The 24,964-nt window shown below is 46.6% G+C and carries 24 protein-coding genes; 7 read left to right on the top strand and 17 right to left on the bottom strand.

The annotated features are described in order from the left end of the window. Window positions 1-47: 47 nt before the first annotated feature. The 4 genes from M0413_RS01490 to M0413_RS01475 all read right to left on the bottom strand — a co-directional run bounded on the left by M0413_RS01490 (window position 48) and on the right by M0413_RS01475 (window position 5,013). On the bottom strand, window positions 48-1,547 hold the full coding sequence (locus M0413_RS01490) for a CoA-acylating methylmalonate-semialdehyde dehydrogenase (RefSeq protein WP_218678441.1): 1,500 nt from the start codon (window positions 1,545-1,547) through the stop codon (window positions 48-50). A gap of 132 nt (window positions 1,548-1,679) precedes the next feature. Continuing rightward, window positions 1,680-2,870, bottom strand: coding sequence for a thiolase family protein (locus tag M0413_RS01485; RefSeq protein ID WP_169546575.1), 1,191 nt, complete (start codon window positions 2,868-2,870; stop codon window positions 1,680-1,682). Window positions 2,871-3,566: 696 nt separating this feature from the next. Continuing rightward, window positions 3,567-4,508, bottom strand: a complete 942-nt coding sequence (metA, locus tag M0413_RS01480; protein ID WP_037416842.1) for a homoserine O-acetyltransferase MetA — start codon at window positions 4,506-4,508, stop codon at window positions 3,567-3,569. 70 nt (window positions 4,509-4,578) lie between these two features. Then, entirely contained in the window at window positions 4,579-5,013 is a 435-nt protein-coding gene (locus M0413_RS01475) for a YbaY family lipoprotein (protein ID WP_249552911.1), read from the bottom strand. Window positions 5,014-5,130: 117 nt separating this feature from the next. Here M0413_RS01475 and M0413_RS01470 point away from each other — a divergent pair, with 117 nt between their 5' ends. After that, window positions 5,131-5,874, top strand: a complete 744-nt coding sequence (locus M0413_RS01470; RefSeq protein ID WP_218738298.1) for an SDR family NAD(P)-dependent oxidoreductase — start codon at window positions 5,131-5,133, stop codon at window positions 5,872-5,874. An 84-nt stretch (window positions 5,875-5,958) separates the two neighbouring features. On the opposite strand, the gene ompW is transcribed toward M0413_RS01470, so the two are convergent. The 7 genes from ompW to phhA all read right to left on the bottom strand — a co-directional run bounded on the left by ompW (window position 5,959) and on the right by phhA (window position 12,868). After that, window positions 5,959-6,618 (bottom strand): outer membrane protein OmpW, encoded by a 660-nt coding sequence (ompW, locus tag M0413_RS01465; protein WP_249552909.1) that lies wholly within the window; start codon window positions 6,616-6,618, stop codon window positions 5,959-5,961. Window positions 6,619-7,080: 462 nt separating this feature from the next. After that, the gene (locus M0413_RS01460; protein WP_249552907.1) at window positions 7,081-7,668 is read right to left on the bottom strand and encodes a nucleotidyltransferase family protein; all 588 of its coding nucleotides are present in this window, start codon (window positions 7,666-7,668) and stop codon (window positions 7,081-7,083) included. A 100-nt stretch (window positions 7,669-7,768) separates the two neighbouring features. Beyond that, window positions 7,769-8,419 carry a maleylacetoacetate isomerase gene (gene maiA, locus M0413_RS01455; RefSeq protein ID WP_249552905.1) on the bottom strand — a complete coding sequence of 217 codons (651 nt, stop codon included), beginning with the start codon at window positions 8,417-8,419 and terminating at the stop codon, window positions 7,769-7,771. Window positions 8,420-8,503: 84 nt separating this feature from the next. After that, entirely contained in the window at window positions 8,504-9,490 is a 987-nt protein-coding gene (locus tag M0413_RS01450) for a fumarylacetoacetate hydrolase family protein (RefSeq protein WP_249552903.1), read from the bottom strand. Window positions 9,491-9,832: 342 nt separating this feature from the next. After that, window positions 9,833-11,371 (bottom strand): transcriptional regulator TyrR, encoded by a 1,539-nt coding sequence (gene tyrR / locus M0413_RS01445; protein WP_249552901.1) that lies wholly within the window; start codon window positions 11,369-11,371, stop codon window positions 9,833-9,835. Between the two features lie 260 nt (window positions 11,372-11,631). Further along, window positions 11,632-11,970, bottom strand: a complete 339-nt coding sequence (locus M0413_RS01440) for a 4a-hydroxytetrahydrobiopterin dehydratase (RefSeq protein WP_037416823.1) — start codon at window positions 11,968-11,970, stop codon at window positions 11,632-11,634. Window positions 11,971-12,055: 85 nt separating this feature from the next. Further along, window positions 12,056-12,868 carry a phenylalanine 4-monooxygenase gene (gene phhA / locus M0413_RS01435; protein ID WP_249552899.1) on the bottom strand — a complete coding sequence of 271 codons (813 nt, stop codon included), beginning with the start codon at window positions 12,866-12,868 and terminating at the stop codon, window positions 12,056-12,058. 323 nt (window positions 12,869-13,191) lie between these two features. Between phhA and galU the strand changes: the two genes are divergently transcribed. The 6 genes from galU to M0413_RS01405 all read left to right on the top strand — a co-directional run bounded on the left by galU (window position 13,192) and on the right by M0413_RS01405 (window position 20,262). Beyond that, window positions 13,192-14,100, top strand: a complete 909-nt coding sequence (gene galU, locus M0413_RS01430; RefSeq protein WP_037416817.1) for a UTP--glucose-1-phosphate uridylyltransferase GalU — start codon at window positions 13,192-13,194, stop codon at window positions 14,098-14,100. Further along, window positions 14,100-15,113, top strand: coding sequence for a UDP-glucose 4-epimerase GalE (gene galE / locus M0413_RS01425; RefSeq protein ID WP_037416814.1), 1,014 nt, complete (start codon window positions 14,100-14,102; stop codon window positions 15,111-15,113). Before galU ends, galE begins: the two co-directional genes overlap by 1 nt. A 76-nt stretch (window positions 15,114-15,189) precedes the next feature. Further along, the gene (gene napF / locus M0413_RS01420) at window positions 15,190-15,675 is read left to right on the top strand and encodes a ferredoxin-type protein NapF (RefSeq protein ID WP_144375587.1); all 486 of its coding nucleotides are present in this window, start codon (window positions 15,190-15,192) and stop codon (window positions 15,673-15,675) included. 74 nt (window positions 15,676-15,749) lie between these two features. After that, entirely contained in the window at window positions 15,750-16,175 is a 426-nt protein-coding gene (locus M0413_RS01415) for a bactofilin family protein (protein WP_047539190.1), read from the top strand. Window positions 16,176-16,555: 380 nt separating this feature from the next. Then, entirely contained in the window at window positions 16,556-17,542 is a 987-nt protein-coding gene (locus M0413_RS01410) for a LysR family transcriptional regulator (protein WP_249552897.1), read from the top strand. A 422-nt stretch (window positions 17,543-17,964) separates the two neighbouring features. Then, window positions 17,965-20,262, top strand: a complete 2,298-nt coding sequence (locus tag M0413_RS01405; RefSeq protein WP_172587472.1) for an OmcA/MtrC family decaheme c-type cytochrome — start codon at window positions 17,965-17,967, stop codon at window positions 20,260-20,262. A 92-nt stretch (window positions 20,263-20,354) separates the two neighbouring features. Here the strand turns inward: M0413_RS01405 and M0413_RS01400 are convergent, their stop codons facing one another. From M0413_RS01400 to rfbD, 6 genes are all read right to left on the bottom strand, one after another. Further along, window positions 20,355-21,050, bottom strand: a complete 696-nt coding sequence (locus tag M0413_RS01400; protein WP_037416799.1) for a DUF2982 domain-containing protein — start codon at window positions 21,048-21,050, stop codon at window positions 20,355-20,357. Window positions 21,051-21,054: 4 nt separating this feature from the next. Continuing rightward, window positions 21,055-21,789: a YdcF family protein gene (locus tag M0413_RS01395; protein ID WP_249552895.1), complete on the bottom strand. Its 735-nt coding sequence runs from the start codon at window positions 21,787-21,789 to the stop codon at window positions 21,055-21,057. A gap of 95 nt (window positions 21,790-21,884) precedes the next feature. Further along, complete coding sequence (gene mak, locus M0413_RS01390) at window positions 21,885-22,805, bottom strand: fructokinase (protein ID WP_055646673.1); 921 nt, start codon at window positions 22,803-22,805, stop codon at window positions 21,885-21,887. 62 nt (window positions 22,806-22,867) lie between these two features. After that, a complete protein-coding gene (gene cysQ / locus M0413_RS01385) occupies window positions 22,868-23,674 on the bottom strand; it encodes a 3'(2'),5'-bisphosphate nucleotidase CysQ (RefSeq protein WP_037430860.1) in 807 nt (268 codons plus the stop codon). Window positions 23,675-23,799: 125 nt separating this feature from the next. Beyond that, window positions 23,800-23,937 carry a hypothetical protein gene (locus tag M0413_RS01380; RefSeq protein WP_172587470.1) on the bottom strand — a complete coding sequence of 46 codons (138 nt, stop codon included), beginning with the start codon at window positions 23,935-23,937 and terminating at the stop codon, window positions 23,800-23,802. Between the two features lie 38 nt (window positions 23,938-23,975). Next, window positions 23,976-24,962 carry a dTDP-4-dehydrorhamnose reductase gene (gene rfbD, locus M0413_RS01375; protein ID WP_249552893.1) on the bottom strand — a complete coding sequence of 329 codons (987 nt, stop codon included), beginning with the start codon at window positions 24,960-24,962 and terminating at the stop codon, window positions 23,976-23,978. Window positions 24,963-24,964 lie beyond the last annotated feature (2 nt).

Genomic DNA, 24,964 nt, shown 5'->3' with positions numbered 1-24,964 from the left:
GAATAACCTGCTGTTTCACAATGCGTTTAAACTGTTTGTTAAACCGCTTAGCGCAAGTTAATGCTCATATTTGGACCTGCGGCCACCGCAATGTCCGACTCGAACCAGCGGGAAGTAATGGTCTTAGTTTCAGTGTAGAAACGTACCGCTTGCTTACCGTAGGCGTGTTGGTCGCCGTAGAAACTGCCCTTCCAACCCGTGAACGAGAAGAAAGGTAATGGCACAGGGATAGGCACGTTAATACCGACTTGGCCGACTTCGATTTCGTGTTGATATTTACGGGCTGCGGCGCCGCTGGCGGTAAAGATAGAAGTACCATTGCCGTACGGGCTGGCGTTAACCAGTTCGATGGCGTCTTCTAATGAATCGGATTCCATACAGCAGAGCACAGGGCCAAAGATTTCTTCTTTATAGATGCTCATGTCGGTCGTGACCTTAGTGAACATGGTCGGTCCTACCCAGTTGCCTGACTCATAGCCCGCCACGCTAAAGTCGCTGCCATCGAGTAAACACTCTGCGCCCTCTTGCTTACCTTGGGCGATAAGTTTGAGCACACGCGCTTTAGCGGCAGGGCTGATCAGCGGGCCGTAACCGGCTTCTTTATCGTCCCATAAACCTGGGCGAACCTTCGCCAGCGCTTCTTTGAGCTCAGGGATCCACTCTTTAGCCGCGCCGACAAATACCGCGACCGAAATCGCCATACAGCGTTGCCCCGCTGCACCGACCGATGCACCGACCAAGTTGTTGATCACTTGCTGCTTATTCGCATCAGGCATGATCACGCAGTGGTTTTTTGCCCCAGCAAAGGCTTGCACGCGTTTTAAGTTATCGGTACCGGTTTTGTAGATGTATTGACCTACAGCCACAGAGCCGACGAAGGAAATGGCTTTTACCGCAGGATCGGCCAGTAGGATATCGACCGCAGTTTTATCGCCATGCACCAGCTGTAATACGCCCTTTGGCGCACCCGCTTCGACAAATAGCTCAACTAAGCGCTGCGGCGTCATAGGGTCTTGCTCTGATGGCTTAAGGATAAATGTGTTACCGCAGGCAATCGCCAGTGGGAACATCCACAGTGGGATCATCGCAGGGAAGTTAAACGGCGTGATGCCCGCACACACACCCAGAGGCTGAGTGTAGCTGTAGGTATCGATTGAACGCGCGACGTTCTCAACGGTTTCGCCCATCAGTAATGAAGCAATGTTGCAGGCATGTTCCGCCACTTCAATTCCGCGCCACACATCGCCCTTGGCATCCTCAAAGGTTTTGCCGGTTTCTTTGGCAAGGATAGTCGCCAGTTCGTCGTGGTGTTCTTTTAACAAGTGTTGGTAGCGCAACATGACACGGGCACGCTCAGACACTGGCACTTCTTTCCACGTCTTAAAAGCCGCCTTGGCACTGGCAATGGCCACGTGCACTTCATCGGCCGTAGCGCTGTTGATAAGGGCGATTGGCTCATTATTAGCGGGATTGGTCACCACGATTTGTGATGTACCTGTGCCTGTGGTGAATTCGCCATCGATGTAATGCTTAACTTGTGTGGTCATGTTGCAATCCTTTTCCTTGTTTAGGGTCGAGCTGGCGGTGTGATATTATGTTTATCCTCAGCGGGATGTTTGCCCTTGCCAGCTCAGTCTTGGTCTTGTTGATTTAGCAGTTATTCGCGATTAAGCCTTTGCTTAGACTTCGATAGCCATAGCGGTTGCTTCGCCGCCACCGATACAGAGTGAGGCTACGCCGCGCTTAAGCCCACGGGCTTTAAGTGCATGAATTAAGGTCACCAGCAAACGTGCGCCCGAGCAACCGATAGGATGACCTAAGGCACAGGCACCGCCATTCACGTTTACTTTTGCCATGTCTAAACCTAATTCAGAAACGGCCAGCATAGTCACCATGGCAAAGGCTTCGTTGATTTCGAACAGGTCAACCTCATCCTTAGACCAGCCGACATTGCTCAACAGTTTTGCCATCGCGCCAACGGGCGCAGTGGTAAAGAGTGATGGCTCCTGGGCATGTGTTGTGTGACCCTTAATAGTGGCAAGCACAGTTAAGCCTAACTGCTCGGCATTGGCGCGGGTGGTTAGCATCAGCGCCGCTGCACCATCGGAAATCGAGCTTGAGTTTGCCGCAGTAATAGTGCCGTCTTTAGCAAAGGCTGGGCGCAGTGCAGGGATTTTTTCAGGGCGGGCATTGCCTGGCTGCTCATCGGTATCGATAGTCACATCACCACGGCGATCGCTCACAGTCACAGGTACAATTTCCGCCTTGAAGGCGCCAGAAGTAATAGCCGCATTGGCTTTTTCCAGTGAGCTTAAAGCAAACGCATCCATTTGCTCGCGAGTGATACCAAATTCATCGGCGGTTTTCTGGGCGAATGTGCCCATGGCGCCGCCGGTGTAGGCATCTTCTAAACCATCGAGGAACATATGATCTAATACTTTGCCATGACCCATACGCATGCCAGCGCGCGCTTTGTCGAGCAAGTAAGGCGCTTGGCTCATGCTTTCCATACCACCCGCAACCACCAACTTAGCACTGCCCGCTTTGAGTAAATCGTGGGCAAGCATCACGGTTTTCATCCCAGAGCCACAGACTTTGTTTACGGTCGTAGCGCCAACAGACAGGGGTAAACCTGCACCTAAGGTTGCCTGACGCGCAGGTGCTTGACCCAGACCCGCTGGCAATACGCAGCCCATTAACACTTCATCAACCTTATCACCCGCAACTTGGGTATCAGCTAACAGGGCTTTGATGGCGGTGGCCGCTAAGCTCGGAGACGTTACGCCAGACAAACTGCCTTGAAAGCCACCCATTGGGGTGCGTTTAGCGGCAACAATAACGATCTCTTGGTTAAATTGTTCAGTACTCATGGGGACTCCAAGCTAAATGTGCCTTGGCGGTAACACACGCCAGCGGCGGATAAATAGTAACAATGAAACCACTCTGACGTTTACGCGAACGTAAAGCAAGTATTCCTTGGTCTAATGTATCGATTTTATCCACGCCTGATTGTCAGTCAGAATTTACAGTCGAGAGGCCTTAACGGCATTTGAAATGGTAACAAGGTGGAAGTGACTCAATAAAAGCGCTTGCCTTGCAGCAGTAACGCAAACCATACCTGCTGAGGTTGAACAGCGCAAAGACAAATGAGGTTAACAGGCGAGCAAACAGTGGCTAAGTGAATGGTAAATTTATGAGGGCGTGTTGACGTTTCGAGATTAGATTTTGTTCGTTCTGGCAAGTTCGTGCTCGCGAAACGAGGAATGATGTGTAGTTATTCTACTCAAATGACGAGCGACAAAGAGCAAGGGCTTGCCAGACGAACCCTTCGGGCAGCATTTGGCTGGCTTTTCTGCTGCGTTATCGTCCGTTTATGTAGAATAACTACACTGCACGGACTTTGCCTTGCATAAAAGCCAGCCAAATTGCTGCAAAAATAACCCTGAAACGTCAACACGCCCTAGTCAGTTCAAAAAATTCAAGCAAACAGAAACAGCATAGCGAGGTGATTCAACAGGCATTGAGCTTAAGAAACCGTCAATGCCTGACAAACTAAAACAACGTCCCTACTGCGATTCCCATGGCGTCATCGCCGTCATATCACTCAGGTCGTAAGGCGTTAATTGGTAAACGTAATAGTTAAGCCAATTACTCACCAACAAACTGCCATGGCTGTGCCAACGGGCAATGGCATCGGCCTTAGGATCATCGTTACGATAATAGTTTTGTGGCACATTTGGGTTTAATCCCTGCGCCAAATCCCGATGATATTCATCGTTTAAGGTAGATTTTTGATACTCAGGGTGACCCATGACAAACAGGTTGCGATTATTGCGACTGAGGACCAAATAGGCTCCGGCCTCCTCGGACTCTGCCAGCACTTGTAGTTCAGGATGTCGCTTAAGCTCTTCAATATCCATCTCGGCAAAGCGGGAATGCGGTGCAAAGAACTCATCATCAAATCCGCGTAGCAGCGGAAAATGCTGGCAGGTGCGGCGATGGACAAACACCCCTGAGCGCTTTTGCTCAAGAATTTTACGATTTAATCCATAGAGATGGTAAAGCCCAGCGTGAGCAGCCCAACAAAGGAAGAGCACCGAGGTAACATGCTGCTGTGACCAATCGATAATTTCACGGATATGGTCCCAATAAGTCACATCTTCAAAATCAATTTGCCCTAACGGCGCGCCAGTGATGATTAGGCCGTCGTAGTTTTTATGGCGCACATCCTCAAAATCACGGTAGAAGGTGTTCATATGATCGATAGAAGTGTGCTTCGACTCTTTATCGTGAATACGCAGTAAATCCACATCCACCTGCAAGGGCGTGTTGCCTAAAAGGCGTAGAAGCTGGGTTTCGGTCTCAATTTTATTGGGCATCAAGTTCAGGATCAGTACCTTCATCGGTCTGATATCCTGATTGGCGGCCCGGGTTTCGGACATTACGAAAATATTTTCAGATTCTAAAATCCCTGCTGCTGGCAGATGATCTGGAATTTTAACTGGCATACCGCGCCTCTTCTGTTCAAACAATCAAGGGTTCCGGCGCGCGTATGCCACTCAGCAAAGAGCAAACAAATTAGCGGCCGACTTTCTCAAGCAGTATCGTCATAGGCTCAGTCGAATTGAGATCGACATGATAGGCTTGAGTATTAATAAACAATAACTTATCACCGAGCATTATCCTTGCACCAATGGCATAGGTATGCCCTGCTTCAAACTGATCGCGCCCTATAGTAAAACTAAATGGCGTAGGGGTTTTAGCGCCTTGACTCTCACGCTCTGCCATCACCACAGCAGGTACATCCATCTTAGAGACATCAAGCAACTGCACAATCAACTTGGCATCGGCAGGCAGTGCGATACGTTCGCGATACATGGCCTCACCTTTAATCTCAACAACCGCATTTGGTGTTGCACAACCTGTCATCATCATCGTCACAGTGAGTAATACCATTGCCGTCAATTTTTGCCATGCAGATGTCAGTCCGCTAATCCTTAACCCATGTGTCATTTCATTTCTCCTAATCATACATAAAGACTTCTGGATGTCTATACGCCCAAGCTATAAATCTTGTCATGCTGGGCATATCTTCCTATGATAAGCCACCATTTCGATGCCGAAAAATTTATGACCCAAGCAACTGCGATAATTGTGGGCGCTAGCTCACATTTAAGCCGCGAACTTGCCAAACAATTGGCCGAACAGCAAGTTGAATTAGCACTTTTTGCACAGGATGTTGAATCGCTGCGCGAGTTCGCCTCGACCTTACCTACCAAAGTACAAGTATTTTCACTGCAAATTGAACAGCCAAGCATTATCATCGAACAGCTTGAAAACGTCTGGCAAAGTCTCGGCGGTGCTCATTTAGTCTTGGTGAATACCGGACTGAATAGTTACGACCCTGAGCTGCCATGGCTACCAGAGCAAGATATTATCGACGTCAATGTGCGGGGCTTTGCCGCTATCTGCAATACCGCATTTAGATTATTTCGCGAACAGGGTTATGGCCAGCTTGCCGCCATCAACTCGATTGCTGGTCTGCGCGGCGGCCCGAGTGTGGCTTACCATGCCTCTAAAGCCTTTGCGCAAAACTATTTGGAAGGCTTAAGCATGCATGCCCAGCGGCTTAAATTGCCCATTACTATTACCGATATTCAACTTGGTTTACTGGATAAGGCCGCCATGCAGCAAAGCACGCTATGGCTTGCCCCGCTCCCGCAAGTGGCGGCGCAGATCATTAAGGCCATGCAGCAGGGTAAACGTCGTGTCTATGTAACCAAGCGTTGGCGCTTAGTGGCTTGGCTGACTAAATTACTGCCTGAGTTTATCTATAACACACGCCACTGGAAGCCGAAAAAGGCTAAAAAGTAGTGTTGTTCCGCGTTTAGCTTTATTACACTGCGAAAACAAAAAAGGAGCCGCTGGCTCCTTTTTTGTTACTTTAAAATCAGATGATTAGAAAGTGTAACCCACGCTGACCATATAAACCCATGGGTTAATGTCGGTGCTGATTGTAACTGGTGCGCCTTGAAACTTAAATTTCACATCACTATCAATTTGTGCGTACCATACAGAGGCGTTAACTAACCAGTTTTTATTCACTTGATAGTCTAAACCCACTTGCGCCGCTAGGCCCCAAGAGGTGCTCATACTTAAGTCAGTTAAAGCACCACCTAAATCGTTGGTGAATTCATTGTCGAAGAAGTTAGTGTAGTTCACACCCACGCCTATATATGGACGTAATGTAGATTGAGCATCACCAAAATAGTACTGTGCCACTAAAGTTGGTGGTAAATGCTTAGTTTCCGCAATCTTACCAACACCATTTAAAGACACATCGTGGCTAAATGGAGTCGCAGCTAATAGCTCAATACCAATGTTATCGGTCAACATATAACCAAAGTTCAAGCCCAACTGAGTGTTGTTACTAACTTGAAATTCACCTAAATTTTTTCCTGGAATGACAACATCATCACTCGATTCATTTGGCGCAACAACCACAGCACCGGCACGAACAATGATATCGCCCGCTTGATGGGCAGAAACAGAAGCAGAGAAACCAGCGGCTAACAGGGTGGCAGCGATCAGTGTAGAAACAGTAGTTTTATTCATCATCATACTCCATATGTACAACATAGGTTTTTGTTTTACATTACATCCTTAACAATTGACGCTTACACTGCCAGATAAAATTATTCACCTTATTGATCTAAATCAAGATTAAGCGGTGATACTTATTTCGAGGTATAAACCATGAGATACAAGTCACGTTATCTAAACATTTATTGACAATACCGGTTCATTTTTTGTGACCAACCGCATTAATTAGCCATCACTAATCACCTCCAGAAGAGGTAATAGGAGAAAAATTACCAATTTCGCCATTTACATTTAATCAACATAGATTGAAATTAAAATCCGATGAAATTCGACGATATTCAGTAGAAAAAACGCGAAAGAATCCAAAAGCAGGCAAAGACAGGAATTAAGAATCGACCTAGAAGGTGCTTATTTCGGTTTACACTCACTCATCTGCGAATAAAAGAATAAGCCTCTAACTCATGTTAACCAAATGGCTCAATAGGCTATAGCTAGTCGCGGATATTGTTTACGCCAAGACTTTGCGGCTAACCGTTGCTGAAATAACGCTAAGGGACGCCGAGGATTGGGCGTTAGTTGTAAGGCAAATAATGAGGTTAAGCCAAAGGGGGCGATGATGTGTAAGCCTTCAATGGCTGGAGCAGAAAACTTAAGCGTCTGTTCAAGCGACACACCGACAGCAGTTTCGATTTCGGGCCAATAACACATTGCATCCTGTGTCGATTGATAGGGATTGTCGAGATGCTTAAGGTGCATTCGCGCCTGATTTTTTACTGACCAAGGTAAGTCTGGCGCCAGTGTTTGTAGGTAAGCTTCTATCGCCCTATCTCGCTCAGGAAGAGTATCCAAGGGACAATAGTAAATCAGATCGATATCGTTTAACGGACGCGGCTTAATATCGTGTAATTTGTCCCACACCAGATTACGGACAAACCCCGCCGCCAAGCACCACTGCGGAATATCATACACTTGGGCACATTGCTGCGCTAATTCAAGTGCCCTTAACCGCTGTTTATCTTGGCTTAGCCATGCGCATAACAATGCATTTAATTCGGCTTCAGTCATGGCCAATATCCGCTTCAATAAGTTAGAAACACAGAAGTGACATCGACTCACGCCACTTCATCATCGATTTCATCGCACTTAATGAGCAGTTAATGATAGGTTAAACCGCATCGGCCTGGCGCTCGGGCGCCGCATCCGCAAAGGCAGGCAATAAATTACATTCAGCCCATACTCGCATAATATTGGGGTAAGGCGTTAAATCCACATTAAAACGCTGCGCGTTGTACACCTGCGGCACTAAACACAAATCAGCGATAGTCACCTTATCCCCAAAGCAATATCGGCCACTATGGCGCGCCAGCTGGGTCTCAAGCGCCGCAAATCCCGTTGCTACCCAATGGTGATACCAAGCGGTTTTAGCTTCTTCGTCGACGTTCAGCTTCTGAGTTAAATACTGCAATACCCGCAGGTTATTGAGTGGATGAATTTCACAGGCGATGGTTAATGCCATGCCACGCACATGGGCACGCTCAAGGGCTGATGCGGGTAATAGCGGTGTCTTTGGATAGAGTTCATCTAGATACTCAATAATGGCTAAAGATTGGGATAACGCATCCCCATCCTGCTCATCATCCACCACCAAAGTGGGGACTAGCTCCTGCGGGTTTAGCGCGATATAGTCCGCTTTGTGCTGCTCACCACCATCACGCACTAAATGCACCGATAACTGCTCGGCGCTCACGCCTTTAAGATTGAGGGCAATACGCACACGATAGGCGGCGCTAGAGCGCCAATAACCGTATAGTTTCATCTCACGCTGTCCTTTTGTCATGCTGAAAAAACGGGGCTAAATAGCCCCGTCGATATTATCTATCACTTTTCAAATAAAAAAGCCTTACGCCTTGTACTCAACCACTTTTTGATCGATAGCGCCAAAAATAGAGGCGCCATTATCATCGAGCATTTCGATGCGTACTGTGTCGCCAAAACGCATAAACGGTGTGCTAGCTTTGCCGTTGCTAATCACTTCAAGCATACGTTTCTCGGCCAAACAGCTTGAGCCAGCACTGCGGTCATAGTTAGAAATCGTACCAGACCCGATAATGGCGCCCGCACCCAATGGACGGGTTTTGGCAACATGGCTAATTAACTGGCTGAAGTTAAAGGTCATATCGACACCCGCATTCGGGCGGCCAAATAACTCACCGTTTAGGTATGTGATAAGCGGTAGGTGCACCTTTGAATCTTCCCAACGTGGGCCTAATTCATCTGGCGTAATGGCTACCGGCGAGAAGCTGCTCGAAGGTTTAGATTGGAAGAAACCAAAACCTTTGGCGAGTTCAGCAGGGATCAAATTACGCAGTGACACATCATTGACTAACATCAGCAGTTTGATGTGTTTCGCTGCATTTTCAACACTCACGCCCATGGGCACATCATCAGTGATCACAGCGATTTCCGATTCGAAATCGATGCCCCAGTCTTCGCTCGCCAGCGGGATATCCGCCTTGGGCGCGATAAAGCTGTCAGAGCCGCCTTGGTAAAACAGCGGATCGGTCCAGAAGGTTTCTGGCATTTCAGCGCCGCGCGCCTTACGCACTAATTCCACATGGTTTACATAGGCACTACCATCGGCCCACTGATAAGCGCGTGGTAAGGGTGATAAACATTTGGTTTCATCGAAGGCTTGCGCGTTCGGTAATTTGCCTTCGTTGAGCGCATCATACAATTCTTGTAATTGCGGTTTGAGCAATTCCCAACCATCGAGTAATTGTTGCATCGTATGGGCAATCGCTGGCACAGCCACCGTTTGAGTAAGATCGCGGCTCACTAACATTAACTGACCATCGCGGCGACCATTGTTATAACTGGCAAGTTTCATATCTGCTCCTGTGCTTCTACGGCTCGGCGTACTGCGCTTTTTATCTCGTTATAGTTAACCGACAATATCAGCTAACGCGAATTTTTTGCTGACGAGAACATAGGTGAATAAAAACCTATATTGACTCTGTATTAGGGTTTGCTGCGCGTAGAAATACCCGAAGCGACGACGGATTCCTATAGCGTGAGCAAAATCACATTTCAGCTTATTTTTTCACATTTTGTAAACTAATCATTACGTTTCCTACCCTGTTGCCGCTTGTCACTATTTCGCTGAACGATATGGTGAAAAAGTCGACAACAAAGTGGAACGATACTGTTACATCCTAAGCTTAAAGCAAGATTACTTTGGCTTGGCGATCTTATATTCCCTGAGTTTATTGGCGATAGCCGTATGAGACACGCCCAATTTCTTCGCCAATTGGCGAGTACTAGGGTAAGCAGGATACAAGCGGCGCAGTAAGCTAGCCTCAAATTGCTTCATCGCATCATCGAGATTACCTTCGAAGGCATTATCGAAATAACCAAAACCTTCGGCGTAGGATGGTAACTTAAGTTGCTCAACGGTCAGCTCGCCTGAACCATCCCACATGGATACGGCTCTGAAAACCGCATTCTTAAGCTGACGCACGTTACCCGGCCAAGCGTAAGTTAATAGATGATCGCGGCATTGGGCCGAAATCCGCCTGACAGGACTAGAGAGTTGCTGACTGTAATGCTCGAGGAACATCTCCGTCAGCGGAATGATATCGACCTTGCGCTCGCGCAGTGACGGAATATGGTAGCTAAGCACATGGATGCGATAGTACAAATCTTCTCTAAACTCACCGGTTTGGCACAACTCGGCTAAGTTTTTCTGGGTCGAGCAGATAATCCGTACATCGGCGCGGACTTCTTCGTCGCCACCTATACGTCTAAAGGTGCCATCCTGTAATAACCGCAGCAATTTAACCTGTGCCGCCTTGGACATTTCGGCCACTTCATCAAGAAATACAGTGCCGCCCTTCGCCTCTTCAAAAAAACCACGTTTAATGACTTTACCTTGGCTAACGTAGCCAAACAGTTCTTCTTCGGCGGCGCTATCGGGCAATGCCGCACAGTTGATGGCAATAAACGGTTTTTCGCGGCGCATGCTGGCATCATGGCTGGCTCTGGCCATTAATTCTTTACCGGTGCCAGTTTCGCCCGTGATCAGTAATGGCGCATCGAGCTGCGCCATGCGGCGGGCTTGTTTTAGCACTTCTTTCATCTTGTCACTGCTGGCCAATACATTTTCAAAGCCTGTGGTTTGATTTTGCAGCGCATTAAATTGTTTACCCACCCGCGCAGGCGATTTAAGCGACACCACCGCACCGACGAGGATAGTTTTCTCGTCCTCATCGGGTAAATAAATCGGTAACATTTCAGCCAGATATTCGTTTTGGCCGATATTCACCCGCGCCGCCTGCGGCAGCACTTGGCCCTCACTGAGCCAGCGGCTGAAGTTAAACCCTTGTACCCAATGGTTTAAGGATTCATCAAGCACTTCGTGTTCACCCATGCCCATATTGAGCAGCGCCGATTCGTTCACAATGCGAATACGCGCCTTCACGTCGATGGAAAACACAGAGTCTGGGAGAGTTTTAAGTAGGGTTTTTAAGGCGTAGTGTTCTTGCTCCGACGGCATAAATGACACCGTTCGTACATCGTGGACGCCCTCCACTTTGCGGATCTGCGGCATCAAGGCGCTTAAGGTTTCAAAACTGACTTCAGCAAATTGCAGGTAAAGAAAACCTTGGTTACTGGCATCAATGGCAATGAGATTAATGCCATAACGTTCTAACACGACTAAGATGTCTTTCGCTAAACCCACGCGATCTTGACAGCTAACTTCCAAGCGCATAATGACTGATATTCCCTTTTTTGATTCGAATTTTGGAATAAAACGTGCGAGCTATAGTCCCTGAGGTGACCTTCATAAGACATGCGTTTGACGAAACAAGTTCAGTTTACGCAAACGTAAGGGACTAGATAAATAGCTGGGCGTGTATACGTTAGAAGGTTACGCTCAAAGTGGCAAGCCTAGTTTACAGTGCATTTGTAACAGGAAGAAAAAATCAGCATCAAAATTGCATTAAGATGCTGATTTTAAATATTAACTTTTTAATCTAATAACTGGTCGGTCTTGGCCGCCATAATGAAATCATTCTTATGGAGGCCCTTAATTGAGTGTGACCACCAAGTCACGGTCACCTTGCCCCACTCGGTTAAAATACCAGGATGGTGGAATTCTTCCTCGGCCAATTCCGCCAACTTATTGGTAAATGCCATTGCTAGTTTAAAGTTTTTAAACTTGTACACCCGTTCCAATTGCATGATGCCGTCACGCACTTGCACGCCCCAATCGGGGATCATGCGGATAAGCTCGGCCAATTCTTCATCGGTCACTTTCGGTGCATCGGCTTGGCAAGCTTCACATTTCATTTGGGTTAACGCGGTCATACATACTCCTATTGGCAACATCACAGGTTCAATCCGTTGCTCTTATTACGCTTTATTTAATTCGTTTATTACTTAGAGTCGGTCATTAACTTGCCTTGGCCTTGGGCGGATATTTAGGGGCAAACAAGCCGAGCTGCCGCGCCTTAGCCACATAGGCCATAATGTCCATTTTGGCGATTTCATCTAATACATCAATATGTTCAATCACATAGTAAATTGGCTGCATAATATCGATACGATAAGGCGTGCGTAGCACATCTAAAAGATCGAACGGTTTACGTTCAGGCACTAGGCTTTCCATCGCATATAAGGTTTCTCCAGGAGAACTTAAAATACCACCGCCATAGATACACAGTTCACCCTCTTGAGGCTTGAGCAAACCAAACTCGACGGTAAACCAATACAAGCGTGCCAAAAATACTCGGTCTTCCTTGCTGGCATTTAAGCCTAATTGACCATACATATGCGAGAAATGGGCAAAAGATGGATTGGTCAACAAGGGGCAATGACCAAAAATCTCATGGAAAATATCTGGCTCTTGCAGGTAATCAAACTCTTCCTTACGGCGGATAAAAGTCGCGACCGGAAACTCCTTGTTAGCCAATAGCTCAAAGAATCGACCAAAGGAAATTAAGGCGGGCACGGCCGCGGTTTTCCAGCCCGTGGTGGCCTGTAGCACTTTGTCTATCTCCGCCAATTGTGGGATGCGATCCTTGGGCATCGCCAAGGCATCAAGTCCCTGCAGATACTCCTTACAGGCACGCCTAGGCAGGTTCACCGCTTGGCGTGCATACAATTGGCTCCAAATCTCATGTTCTTCCTGTGGGTAATGGATATACCCTGAATCATCTGCACTTCTCGCAACATAGGGCGCAGTGTGCGCAATTTCTTTAGTCATAAAATTCACTTCATGGCTGACGCTAATGCCTCCATAGTGATCTAAGCCTCGATTTTTGTTAACTCCCTCACAGTTTATTGTTTGCGCGCCAATGTGACGTAAACGTAAAGCAAATATTACAAGTCGTTTAAAAAGCATGGACAATATACATACAGACTCACCCAGACGGGTATCAATCCTTGACATTCAAACGTAAAAATGACGACGATAAACAGATAATATGCAGAAAAACCGACAAATTTCGGCGTTTGCAAATGGCTTTTCTGCGTAGGTCATTTACAATATTGCCCAATAATCGCCTCTCCTTAATCTGAAGGTTCGCAATGAAACAACATCAAATTCGTAAAGCCGTTATTCCTGTCGCCGGACTTGGCACTCGTATGCTTCCTGCGACCAAAGCTATCCCTAAGGAAATGCTCCCTGTTGTTGATAAGCCACTGATCCAATATGTCGTTAGTGAAGCTATTGCCGCGGGTATCAAAGAAATTGTGCTCGTAACCCACGCCAGTAAAAACTCTATCGAAAACCATTTCGACACCAGTTTTGAATTAGAAGCGCAATTAGAGCGCCGCGTAAAACGTCAATTACTCGAAGCGGTGCAATCCATTTGCCCGAAAGACGTGACGGTGATCAGCGTACGTCAATCCCAAGCTAAAGGCTTAGGTCACGCGATTTTATGCGCTAAATCCGTAGTAGGTGATGCACCTTTTGCCGTATTGCTGCCGGATGTGATTATCGATGACGCCAGTTGCGACTTAAAAACCGATAACCTTGCCGCAATGGTAAGCCTGTTTGATGAAACCCAAGTGGGTCAAATCATGGTTGAAGGCGTACCACATCATTTAGTTAATCAATATGGTATTGCCGATGTGAACGGCCACGATTTACAGCCTGGTGAATCAGAGCCATTAGTCGAACTCGTTGAAAAACCTCCAGTTGATGAAGCGCCATCTAACTTAGCCGTTGTTGGCCGTTACGTGTTACCCGCAGCAATTTGGCCATTGCTGGCCAAAACGCCTGCGGGCGCAGGTGATGAAATCCAATTAACAGACGCCATTGCGATGTTAATGAAGCAAGAAACCGTAAACGCTTACTATATGCAAGGTAAGAGTCACGACTGCGGTAACAAACAAGGCTATATGCGCGCTAACGTAGAATACGCTCTGCGCCACAGCGAAATCGGTGAAGATTTTGCCCACTACTTAAAAACAGTTGTAAAGGGAATTAAATAATGACGATTTTAGTGACCGGAGGCGCTGGTTATATTGGCACTCATACCGTAGTGGAATTACTTAATGCGGGAAGCGAAGTGATTGTATTAGACAACCTGTCTAATTCAAGTATCGAAGCACTAAACCGTGTCGAGCGCATTACCGGTAAATCGGTCACATTCTACCAAGGCGATATTCTCAATAAGGCCTTACTGCAGAAAGTCTTTAGCGATCATAACATCGATGCCGTTATCCACTTTGCTGGATTAAAGGCCGTCGGTGAGTCAGTAGCTAAACCACTGAAATACTATGAGAATAACGTGACTGGCACCTTAATTCTTTGCCAAGTGATGGCAGAGTTTAAGGTGAAAAATCTCGTCTTTAGTTCCTCGGCAACTGTGTATGGTGATCCTGCTAGCCTGCCCATTACCGAAGATTTTCCAACGGGTGCAACTAACCCCTATGGTCAATCTAAATTGATGGTTGAGCATATTCTGGCGGATTTACACCATAGCGACCCAAGTTGGAATATCGCTCGTTTACGTTACTTCAATCCCGTTGGTGCCCATGCCAGTGGTTTGATTGGCGAAGATCCTAACGATATTCCGAATAACTTGATGCCATTTATCGCCCAAGTCGCCGTGGGTAAACGCGAGGCCCTCAGTGTGTTCGGCAATGATTACCCAACCCATGATGGTACTGGCGTTCGTGATTATATCCATGTGGTGGATTTAGCTATTGGTCACCTTAAAGCCCTTGAGAAACTCGCCACAAAACCAGGGCTTGTCACCTACAATCTAGGTACAGGCCAAGGTTATAGCGTGCTCGATATGGTTAAAGCCTTCGAGAAGGCCTGTGGTAAATCGATTGCCTATCAGATTGCACCACGCCGCCCAGGAGATATTGCCGCCTGTTATGCAAACCCAGAGCATGCTAGAACCGATTTGGGCTGGCAGGCGACCCATAGTCTTGAGGATATGGCAAATAGCAGTTGGCATTGGCAATCAACCAATCCCAATGGTTATAAAAGCTAATCATCTAAATGGCTTGTGGTAATTCCCAAGCCATTTTTCTTCTCGATTAATAAAAATTGTTATTCATTAAACACCTATGACAGAAAGCATTAATCACAGTCGCCGTAGTCTTTTTAGTCGCCGAAAGTCCTTGGCGATTAGGCCGCCTTGGGTGCGCGAGGGGGTAGAATTTACCGATATCTGTACTCGCTGCTCAGCCTGTATCACCGCCTGTGAAACTAAGATAATTTTCAAAGGTGATGGCGGCTTTCCTGAAGTCTCGTTTAAGGACAATGAATGCACTTTTTGTACTCAATGCGCCACTGTCTGTCCTGAGCAAAAGTTGTTTGATTTGACCCAAACGCCATGGCAACACATCGCGGAGATTCAAAATAACTGCTTAACCTTTCAAGGTATTTGGTGCCAAAGTTGTAAGGATGCTTGTGAGCCCCGCGCCATCAGTTTCACCCTAAGTGTAGGCAAAGCGCCTATGCCTAAAATTGATACAAGCCTATGTACGGGTTGTGGCGCCTGTGTTGCTCCGTGCCCAAATCAAGCGATTAGTATTAAGCAAGCAGAATAGCCATTGAGCCCGCTGGGCTTGTCCCTGTATTTACGTTACTATTTCATTCCCAATGTATTAGGTTTCTCATCACCATGTTTGGCAAAAATCTCCTGTTTACCCGCAAATCGTCCCCCGCGCTCAGTTTTATTGCTAAAGGCACTAGGCTGACTGGCAATATTGAATTTGCTGGCGATGTGTTGATTGGTGGTGAAGTTCAAGGTCAAATACTGTCACAGGCGAATGTGATTGTTGAGCAAACGGGAAGTCTTCACTGCGAGGTAAAGTGTCGAGAATTAATTATTGATGGTTATTTCAAAGGCCGATTAATTTGCGAGCGCTTAGTCATCCAAGCACATGGGATTGTCGACGGTGATGTTGCTTGTACTTCAATGCAAGTCAATGAGGGCGGCCAGTTTATTGGTTTAAGGATTAAGGAAGATCACCAGACAATCCACGCACATAGCCTGCCCTCTGCAACATCGACAAACGTATTGTTATCACAGAGTCAAAATGACTAATCCACATTTCAGCCCATAAAAGAGCGAGGGTGTGTCGACGTTTAGAGATTAAACTTTATTTGCGCCGCTAAATTCTAGCCTACGTCACGCGAGTGATGTGTCGTTGTTCCAACCAACTACGAGCGACTCTGATGAAGATGATGAGCTCGCCCCAGCCCAAAATCGCCTAAATAAACACCATATAATCCAATGGCCAGCATTATTGGTTAACCAATTGTTAAATTAAAGATTAAGATCACAGTTAAGCCGTACGACAACTGCTAACCTAATCCACCAACAATGCATTTTGTGCATACGGTTTGCTGCTTAATCAATGGTATCGATATGCTTAGGCAAAACTGTGTGACTGCAGACTCAGACTCATCGCAAGGCGAGACCAAATGAGCACTCAATTATTAAAACAAATCTGCGAACTTGATGTATTCACCTTACTTGTATTTAAAAGTATTTTTGATAACGGACATGCAAATAGTGCAGCTAAAGCGTTAAATGTGTCGGCTCCCAAAATTAGCCGCTGTCTCAATGCGCTACGGTTAACCTTTAATGATGAACTATTTTATCGGCGCCAACAGGGGCTCAAACCCACACCTCTTGCTGAAAGTCTGTATGTCGCTGTTTGCCAATTCACCGATTCGGTTTATCACCTAGAACAATCTGCAATGCAGCTGCAAAATGCAGCGAGTCACGTTGAATTACCGCTCCATATAGCCGCAAGTAATGGATTATTAAGTTTCTTAGCACCACAGCTCAGCTCACCCGATGTGATAAGTGAATTAGGCCAAATAAGACTACACAAGTGGCAAGACAATAGTGCGGAACTGATACATGCAGGTGAATTAGATTTTGGGATCACAATAGAGCCGACCGAATCCAAAGAGCTTAGTGTTACACGCTTAGGCTGTATTTCAAATGTCTATGTCGTTGCCTCGAAACATCATTCCCTTTGGGAAAGCCAACTTGAAATCAGCCTTGAGCACATATGCCGTTATTCATTTCTATGCATTGAACTGAAGGGCTTTAACAGCAGAATTGACCCACTAGAACTGTTCTGTCAGCGCCAAGGGCTACTATTACCCTCGATTGAAAGAGTCACGGATCGGGAAGAATGGTATGCCCACCTTCTCACCATGCAAAGTGTGGCATTTTGTTCGAGTATTGATATGCATACCGTAAAACATATGCCGGGATTAAAACTAGCACCGCTTCCCATCGCAGAGTTACATCGTCTACATGAAACGATTATGCCACCACAGTATTTTCTCGTAGAAAAGCCACGAAGCCATCGACGCTACAGTCAAACACAATGCGAACTTGTCGTCAGTTCATTATTAACCGCCCTGACAACCAACACGCTATTAACACCGTAATAGCTCAACAGCATGGATGCTTTGATTGTTTCAAAAACAGTTTAATTTGTTAAATCCAAGCTTATTTCCAGCATATTCACTTTTATTTATGGCAGTAAATTAGCCTCAGTTTTGACTCAAAAATTGGCTCCGAAAAACATTAAATACAAGTTTCATAAGTCTCTGCTTCCAAAATTAATTGAAAATTAATCTCAACAAACTATTAAAATTAAAAGTAAAAATTTGCTATCTACTTCATACTTTTAGACACGAATTGCAAAATTAGAAATATTCAATTTCATATTTTAGAATTTCCATTTTGGTGTGTTAAATCACTGTTCACATATCAGATACAAACTTGCAAATACCCCTTTATAAGTAGATTGTTCGACCTATAGTAGAGTCACTGCACACGCAGTCTTATAGAAAGAAAAAGGGACGCGATGATGAAAAACTACAATAAATCTCTACTGGCACTAGCTCTCACTAGTGCCTTGTGTTTAACCGCCTGCGGGGACGGAGAAGACGGGCAAGATGGTGCACCCGGCACGCCCGGAACACCAGGTACCCCTGGAACACCGGGCACTCCTGGTACACCAGGGTTACCCGCTGGTTCTTTTGCTAAAACCGCAGAATCTATAACCGATCTGAAATTTACTCTTAGCCCAGCTGATATCAAAGTCACCAGCAGCGAAGGTTTCAGTGTTAAGTTCAGCTTAACCGGAAAGAGCGCAGGCAAAGATGTTCCTTTTATGGGACTCGATAAAATTGCGATCTACTCTTTAACGGCAAATGACAATACGTCAGGTACTGGTGCGCCAATTCAATGGCAAAACAATGCTACGGCAAACAAAGCGGGTAGCTCATTAACTTGTACTCTAAACGGCCTTAACGGTACTAAGAATGCTTGTAAATTAACTGAAGATACAGCAAACCCTGGTACATATACTGCCACTTGGACTTACGATGGTGCTGCACCGATCATTAATCCAAATGATAACCCTAATGCAGTACACAGAGTATTTTTACGCGCATACAATATCGCCAATAGCCAAGGCGTTGCCTTAGCAGATAAAGTACTTTCAGTACCTGTTGATTTTATCCCAGCGACCGACGAGTTAGCCGCATCAGGCAAAGACACAGTATCGAGTGCAGCATGTAAAAACTGTCACGGTGAAACTGATGGCCATATCGCTAAGATCGAAGCTCACCATAATTATCAAGACGTTAAAAACTGCGTAACTTGCCATAACCCAGATCTAGTACCCAGCGATGCACAACTTGCTGAAGGTTGGGTCTTTGATTTTGCTCCAATGATCCACCGTATCCATGCCGGTGAACATAATGCAGCGTATCTGTCTGGTGAAGCCAAAGAATACTTTGGTGAAATTGGTTTCCCATCTGACTTGAAAGAATGTAAATCCTGTCACGATGGTGCACCAAGTTATAACACCAATATCTACGCTAAGGCTTGCGTGGGTTGCCATATCAATGTCAACTTCGCAACTGGCGAAAACCACTCAGAATTTGGTTTAGCTCAAGCCGACGACACTCAATGTAAATCTTGTCACGGTAGTGGTAGCCTAACACCAGAAGCTGTTCATAGTGTTGGTAAACGCGCTGAATACGCCAACTTATTTAAAGTGGACTTTACAAGTGCAGCAGTTGTACCGTCAGCCACCTTAGGTATGAAAACATTAACCATCAAGGCTAATGTGACCATCAATGGTACACCCATTGCCGATGGAACAAGCCTTGCAACCTATAATGCGACCACTAATCCAACAGGAAAGTTAGTTGCTAACGGTTTATTGCTGGGTAATGTTGCTACCGATGGTACTGTTTATGCGTGGCGAGATGTTAAACCTACAGCTATCAGCTTAAACCTTGCAAGCGGTACGCTTTCTGGTGGTGTATTGACTTTTGTTAAAGATATTCCAGATGCACAAGCAGTTGGAACTATGTATGTCAGTTCAGAAGCTAACGTTTGTATCAAGGCTGGTGCAGTAGCAAGCTGTAATGCAACAGGACTTGAATTTGGGCCAACTAACCCTATTGGCAACAGCTCTCCTGTTAAATTCTTCAGCTTAGATGGTAGCGCAGTCAGCACTGCTCGTATGTCTGACCCAACTCGTATCACTGTTGAAGAAGCCAAATGTAATGCCTGTCACGGTACCTTAGACTATGTTAAAGGAACAAGACACGGTACTTACACCTTCACTCAATGTATGAACTGTCATAACGATACAACGGGAGCTTCAGGTCACAAAACGGTTGTTTACAAAGGCGCTGATGGAAGCAAAGTAGTGAATCCAGACGTCACCTTCAACAACAAAGACCTATTCACCGTTGCCCACCGTTTCCACAGTGGTAACTTTGACTCTATCACAGGCATCTTCCGTGACGATAAAGGTGAATTGCTCGGTTACCCATCACCAGAAACAGCATGTTCTGCATGTCATAAAGACGGCGCTAAACTGTTTGCAACTGACGGTGGTTTGACTTCTGAAAAACGCTCTATCAAAGTGGGTAGCTACTATATTAGCCCAGTAGCTGAATCATGCCGCAGCTGTCACGCTCACTCAGATGCAGCAGCAGTAGCTCACTTTAGAAGTAACGGTGCGATTGTAGAAGCGGATGCAGTGACTGATCCTAACCTACCAGTAGAATCATGCGCGACCTGCCATGCTGAAGGTAAAACTTATGGCATAGATAAGGTACACGCAGAGGTAGCACACTAGTACTAGTACCTTTGGGTTGCCCCCTGCACAACCCAAACTTCCTCTCTGCAACTTATTGGGGCCCCATCGGGGCCCCTTTTTTATCAGTAGCGTTAATTTGTTGTAGCATCGATTTGCGTCGAACTCTGCGCGATGCGCTGCCTTAACAGTTTAATAAATTCCCGCGGCTCACGATCTAAACTGTCATGGGGAATATAAAGATGATAGCCAAGGTGAGTGTTGAGCATCACGCAGCGATGTCCAAACATCGCCAATACGCCGCGGTATCTGTCACCATCAACCACCAAAGGGCTAAATTCAGCACCAAGATAAGTTTCTAAGGTCGCTAAATCTTCTTGCTGTGATGCGGCGGTAACCAGTAACGGCCGCTGCTCAGTCAATAATCCCGCTGCAAGCCGTAATGAAATATTATCGAGTATCGGATTTAACTGCTTTAGCTTAATACCAATATAGGAAAGCTCAATAGTATCAACTCCCTGAGTCACCCTTGGAATGTCAACCCGCTGAATATTATCCCAGTTTATCGACACTTTGCCGCGGCGATGAAAATAAGTCAGCCCCTGCTCATCCATAGTCAATGTGGTGTCAGGCTCGAAAACCTTTGCAAGGCCCAATATCAATGCGATCGCACCCAAGCTGAAAAACACTAAGCCCACTGCAAATAGCTCAGGTAGTATCACAAACAAGCCAAAGCCCAACACAAAGGCACAGGCACCTACAATAGTTAAAGTCAAACCATTACGTTTAGAGAGTGGACGAACCGAGACAATATCAGACTCTAAGGCCATATTTTTATTCCTGTTTTACCCAAAGCCATAAACGGCCAATGTATTCATGTAGCGCACGTTGCGAGGCGAGTAAGTTATCCGCAGTAAAACGCCAATAAAAATCGTCTCTGGCCCTAAAATCCGTCGGCGCCGCACTTGCGGTTAATCCTTTACCACTAAAAATGGCCATCGCCCGTGGCATATGGGAGGCCGAGGTGACTAATCGCACAGGCTGATTGCCAAAGTGATCCTTAAAGTATTGCGCCTCTTCAAGGGTGTCGCGCGCGAGCGGGAATTCAATAATGCGTGACGTGTCGATGCCAAGTTCAACCGCAGCCTTAGCCATCACTTCAGCGTGGGGATGTTGGGTTAGCTCGCCGCCCCAACCGCTAACTACCAAAGTACAATCTTGACCTAACTTAAGCTGCCGCAGTCCTTCCGTTAGTCTCGCTAAAGCGACCGCCGATAAGGACTGTACCGCCGTAGCAGCTTCAATATCCGAGTGAGCCGAGCCAAGCACCATCACCACACAGGTATCCGCAATGGGAGTGGAATTAATGGGATATTGGGTTTCAAGCGGTTTCACGAGATAATCGACACTAAATTGACTACTTAATAACAGTAGAAGAGTAAAAGCACTGGCAATCGCCCATTTTGCTAACCGCGGTCTGCGCCAAATAAACAAAGATAGCAGCAATAACAACAGGATAAATGGAACAGGCATGATTGCCTGAGAGACTGCTTTCTTAACCCAAAACATGCGCTAGCGCCCAATTATTCAAAGGAGCGCAATCATAACATCAAAAGAAAACAAAACGCATCGCCAAGGCGATGCGTTTTAAGACAGACATTAGCCTACTTTTCCCATAACCACGCTGCGCCACGCACACCTGAAGAACAACCATAAAGATTCTGTACAACCGGTGTTCGGCATTCGCGCCCTACAACATAATGGCTTAATAATGCAGGTAATCTTGGGTAAATAGCTTCGACATTCGACATGCCGCCACCTAACACAATCGCATCAGGATCAAGTAGATTAATCACATGAGCCAGTGAGCGCGCGAGTCTATCCATATAGCGGTCAAAGGCCGATATCGCTATCTCATCCCCCTCGTCAACTAAGCTCATGATCTCTGAACCAGATTTAGCGGGCACACGTTGGACGCTTGCTGCGCGACTGAGCGCCTCATTGTAATCACGAACAAAGCCAGTGCCTGAAATAAAGGTTTCGATACAATCAGGATTACCGCAAAAACAACGGGTAGTATTAAACTCCTCCTTGGTCATCCACGGCAGCGGATTATGGCCCCATTCGCCACCAATGCCATTACCACCCGCATGCACTTTACCGTTAATGGCCACACCCGCACCGCAGCCCGTGCCAATGATCACCCCAAACACCACAGATTTACCCGCAGCAGCACCATCGACGGCTTCAGATACCGCAAAACAGTTGGCATCGTTAGCAACCCGCACTTCACGGCCGAGCAGCTCCCCTAAATGCACATCCAAGGGATGACCGTTGATCCAAGTCGAGTTGGCATTTTTGACTAATCCTGAATAGGGAGAAATAACTCCAGGGATCCCCACGCCAACAGAGCCTTTTTCACCTAAGGTCGCTTCAGCCTCATTAACTAAATCGACGATCGCGTTAAGCGTGCCCTGATAATCCCGAGGGGTATTGATACGCTTACGAAAAACCTCATTTCCTTCGTCATTTAAGGCGACGAGTTCTATTTTTGTGCCGCCTAAATCGATGCCCATGCGTATCATGAATAAGCTTCTCCGCTATTGTTCTGCCAAGGAGTCCGCGCAGACTCACTTGTGATTGCTCGTTATTTTGCCCAGCCAGGCGCTGTGGCAATAAAATAAGGGTTTAATATGTCAGGTTTTTGATTGTAGGTTAAGGGTAAACCTGAGTCATAACACACGACTTTTCCGCCTGCGCTTTCAAGTACCGCCTGCGCTGCCGCGGTGTCCCATTCGCTGGTAGGCCCCAATCTTGGATAGAGATCGGCCTTACCTTCTGCCAACATACAAAACTTCAGCGAGCTTCCCACGCTTAGCATTTCATGTTGACCAATATTGTTCAAATAATCAGCCACATCTGGGCTTAAGTGCGAACGACTGCCCACCACTATCGGCACCTGTCTTGGCATCTTACAGCCCTGAAGCGGCTGTTCTTGCTGTCCATCCTGTCGCCAAGCACCTAAGTGTTTCGCCCCATAATAAGTCGTGTTCAACACTGGAGCATAAACCACACCTGCAATAGCTTCGCCTTGATGGATAAGCGCAATATTGACGGTAAACTCGCCATTTCGCTTAATAAATTCCTTCGTGCCATCTAAAGGATCGATAAGCCAGTAGGTCTGCCATTGCTCACGCTCATCCCAAGGAATATCGGCGGCCTCTTCTGACATCACAGCAATGCCCGCAAATTGCTCAGCTAATTGACTGACAATCACCCTATGAGCCGCAAGATCGGCAGCAGTTACAGGACTCTCATCACTCTTTTGTGTAACAGCAATATGCTCTTGGGCGTAAATCGCCATAATGGCATCACCTGCCGCATGGGCTATATTCACTAGCCGCAACAAGTCCGCTTTAGAAAAATGCAGCGCAATTGTGGTGTTATCGGTCACTTAGTCGTCCTTTATTCAATCAGCTTTGCGGCATTATGCCATCGGCAGCCATTGAGAATTAAGAACAAATTCGTCATACATCAAGCAAAATTGACTAAGCGGGCTTAAACACCAAAGCTTAAGTCCTAAGCAACAGGCTTTAATTTTAAGTAAGTCGAGTCTAAGCCAAGCAAGATACGCTGAAAAGAGTCATTCCCTAGGCTGCATTCGTATTCACCGCCTTGAAAATAAACCACATAGGATTGGAATACCGGTAAAGGCATTCGACTTGCCTTTGCCGCTAACAAAAAACGGCATCAGTTTAGGATTTTTCGCGTTGTGTTATAAAAGCATTAAGCATGCAGTTAAGTTGCACTCGCCAATCCTGCCAAACTTCAGGACATTGCATAGCGGCAAGATGGTGCTTATCCAGCGTCTGTCGCAGTTTATCGCTATTAAGCGCGCTGTAACTCGGCCTTTGTGCCAGCACATTGCCTTTCTCAAGCGCGTTGGCGGCATAACTGAGGCTATCAATGGCAATGATGGGCACGGCTTTCTTTAATAACTTCAGAGCCAACGCTTGCTGCTGAATTTCAACAGCAAATTCATACCAACTGCATTGCCCCTGCCCTGAATAATGAAATAGCCCCGCCTCACCCGTTAGCATCAGTTGCCAAATAAGCAACGCGAGGGCATCGACCCACGTAGGTGAGCCGATTTGATCGTCAATCACAGAGAGCGGCTGAGCATCAGGCGTGGCGGCCATCAACCTCAGCATAGTTTTCACAAAATTATGCCCATCGACACCGTAAAGCCATGCGGTACGGATAACAATCGCGCGCTCACCCAAGATACGCAGCACCGCTTGCTCTCCGGCAAGCTTACTCTTGCCATAAACGGATAATGGCAAAGGTGTCACCGTTTCACTTAAGGCATTGGCCTCAACGCCCGCAAGCAGGCCGCTAAAAACATAATCACTGGAAATATGTACTAACCGCGCGCCCGTGAGCGCACATTCGGTTGCCAATAATTCTGGGCCGTGGCTATTGACGCGATAAGCCTCATCCACCGCCGTCTCAGCCTTATCGACCGCATTATAGGCCGCGCAGTTAATCACCCAGTCGGGTTTCACCTGCGCAAACACCTCAGCCACGCGGTATTTATCGCTGATATCTAACGAAGCATGCGTAAGCGGATGGAGATTCAATGCTAATCCACCATTGAGATGCGTTCGGATTAATGCTTTCGCCAGCTGGCTGTGCGCGCCAGTTAAGACCACTGTTGGTCGCGCGGGAGTGACATCCTGCATTG

Origin of the sequence: Shewanella sp. 8A (assembly GCF_023475945.1) — a bacterium.
GTDB lineage: Bacteria > Pseudomonadota > Gammaproteobacteria > Enterobacterales > Shewanellaceae > Shewanella > Shewanella xiamenensis.
Note: the sequence above shows the minus strand (reverse complement) of the source record. Positions and strands in the feature narration are given on the sequence as shown.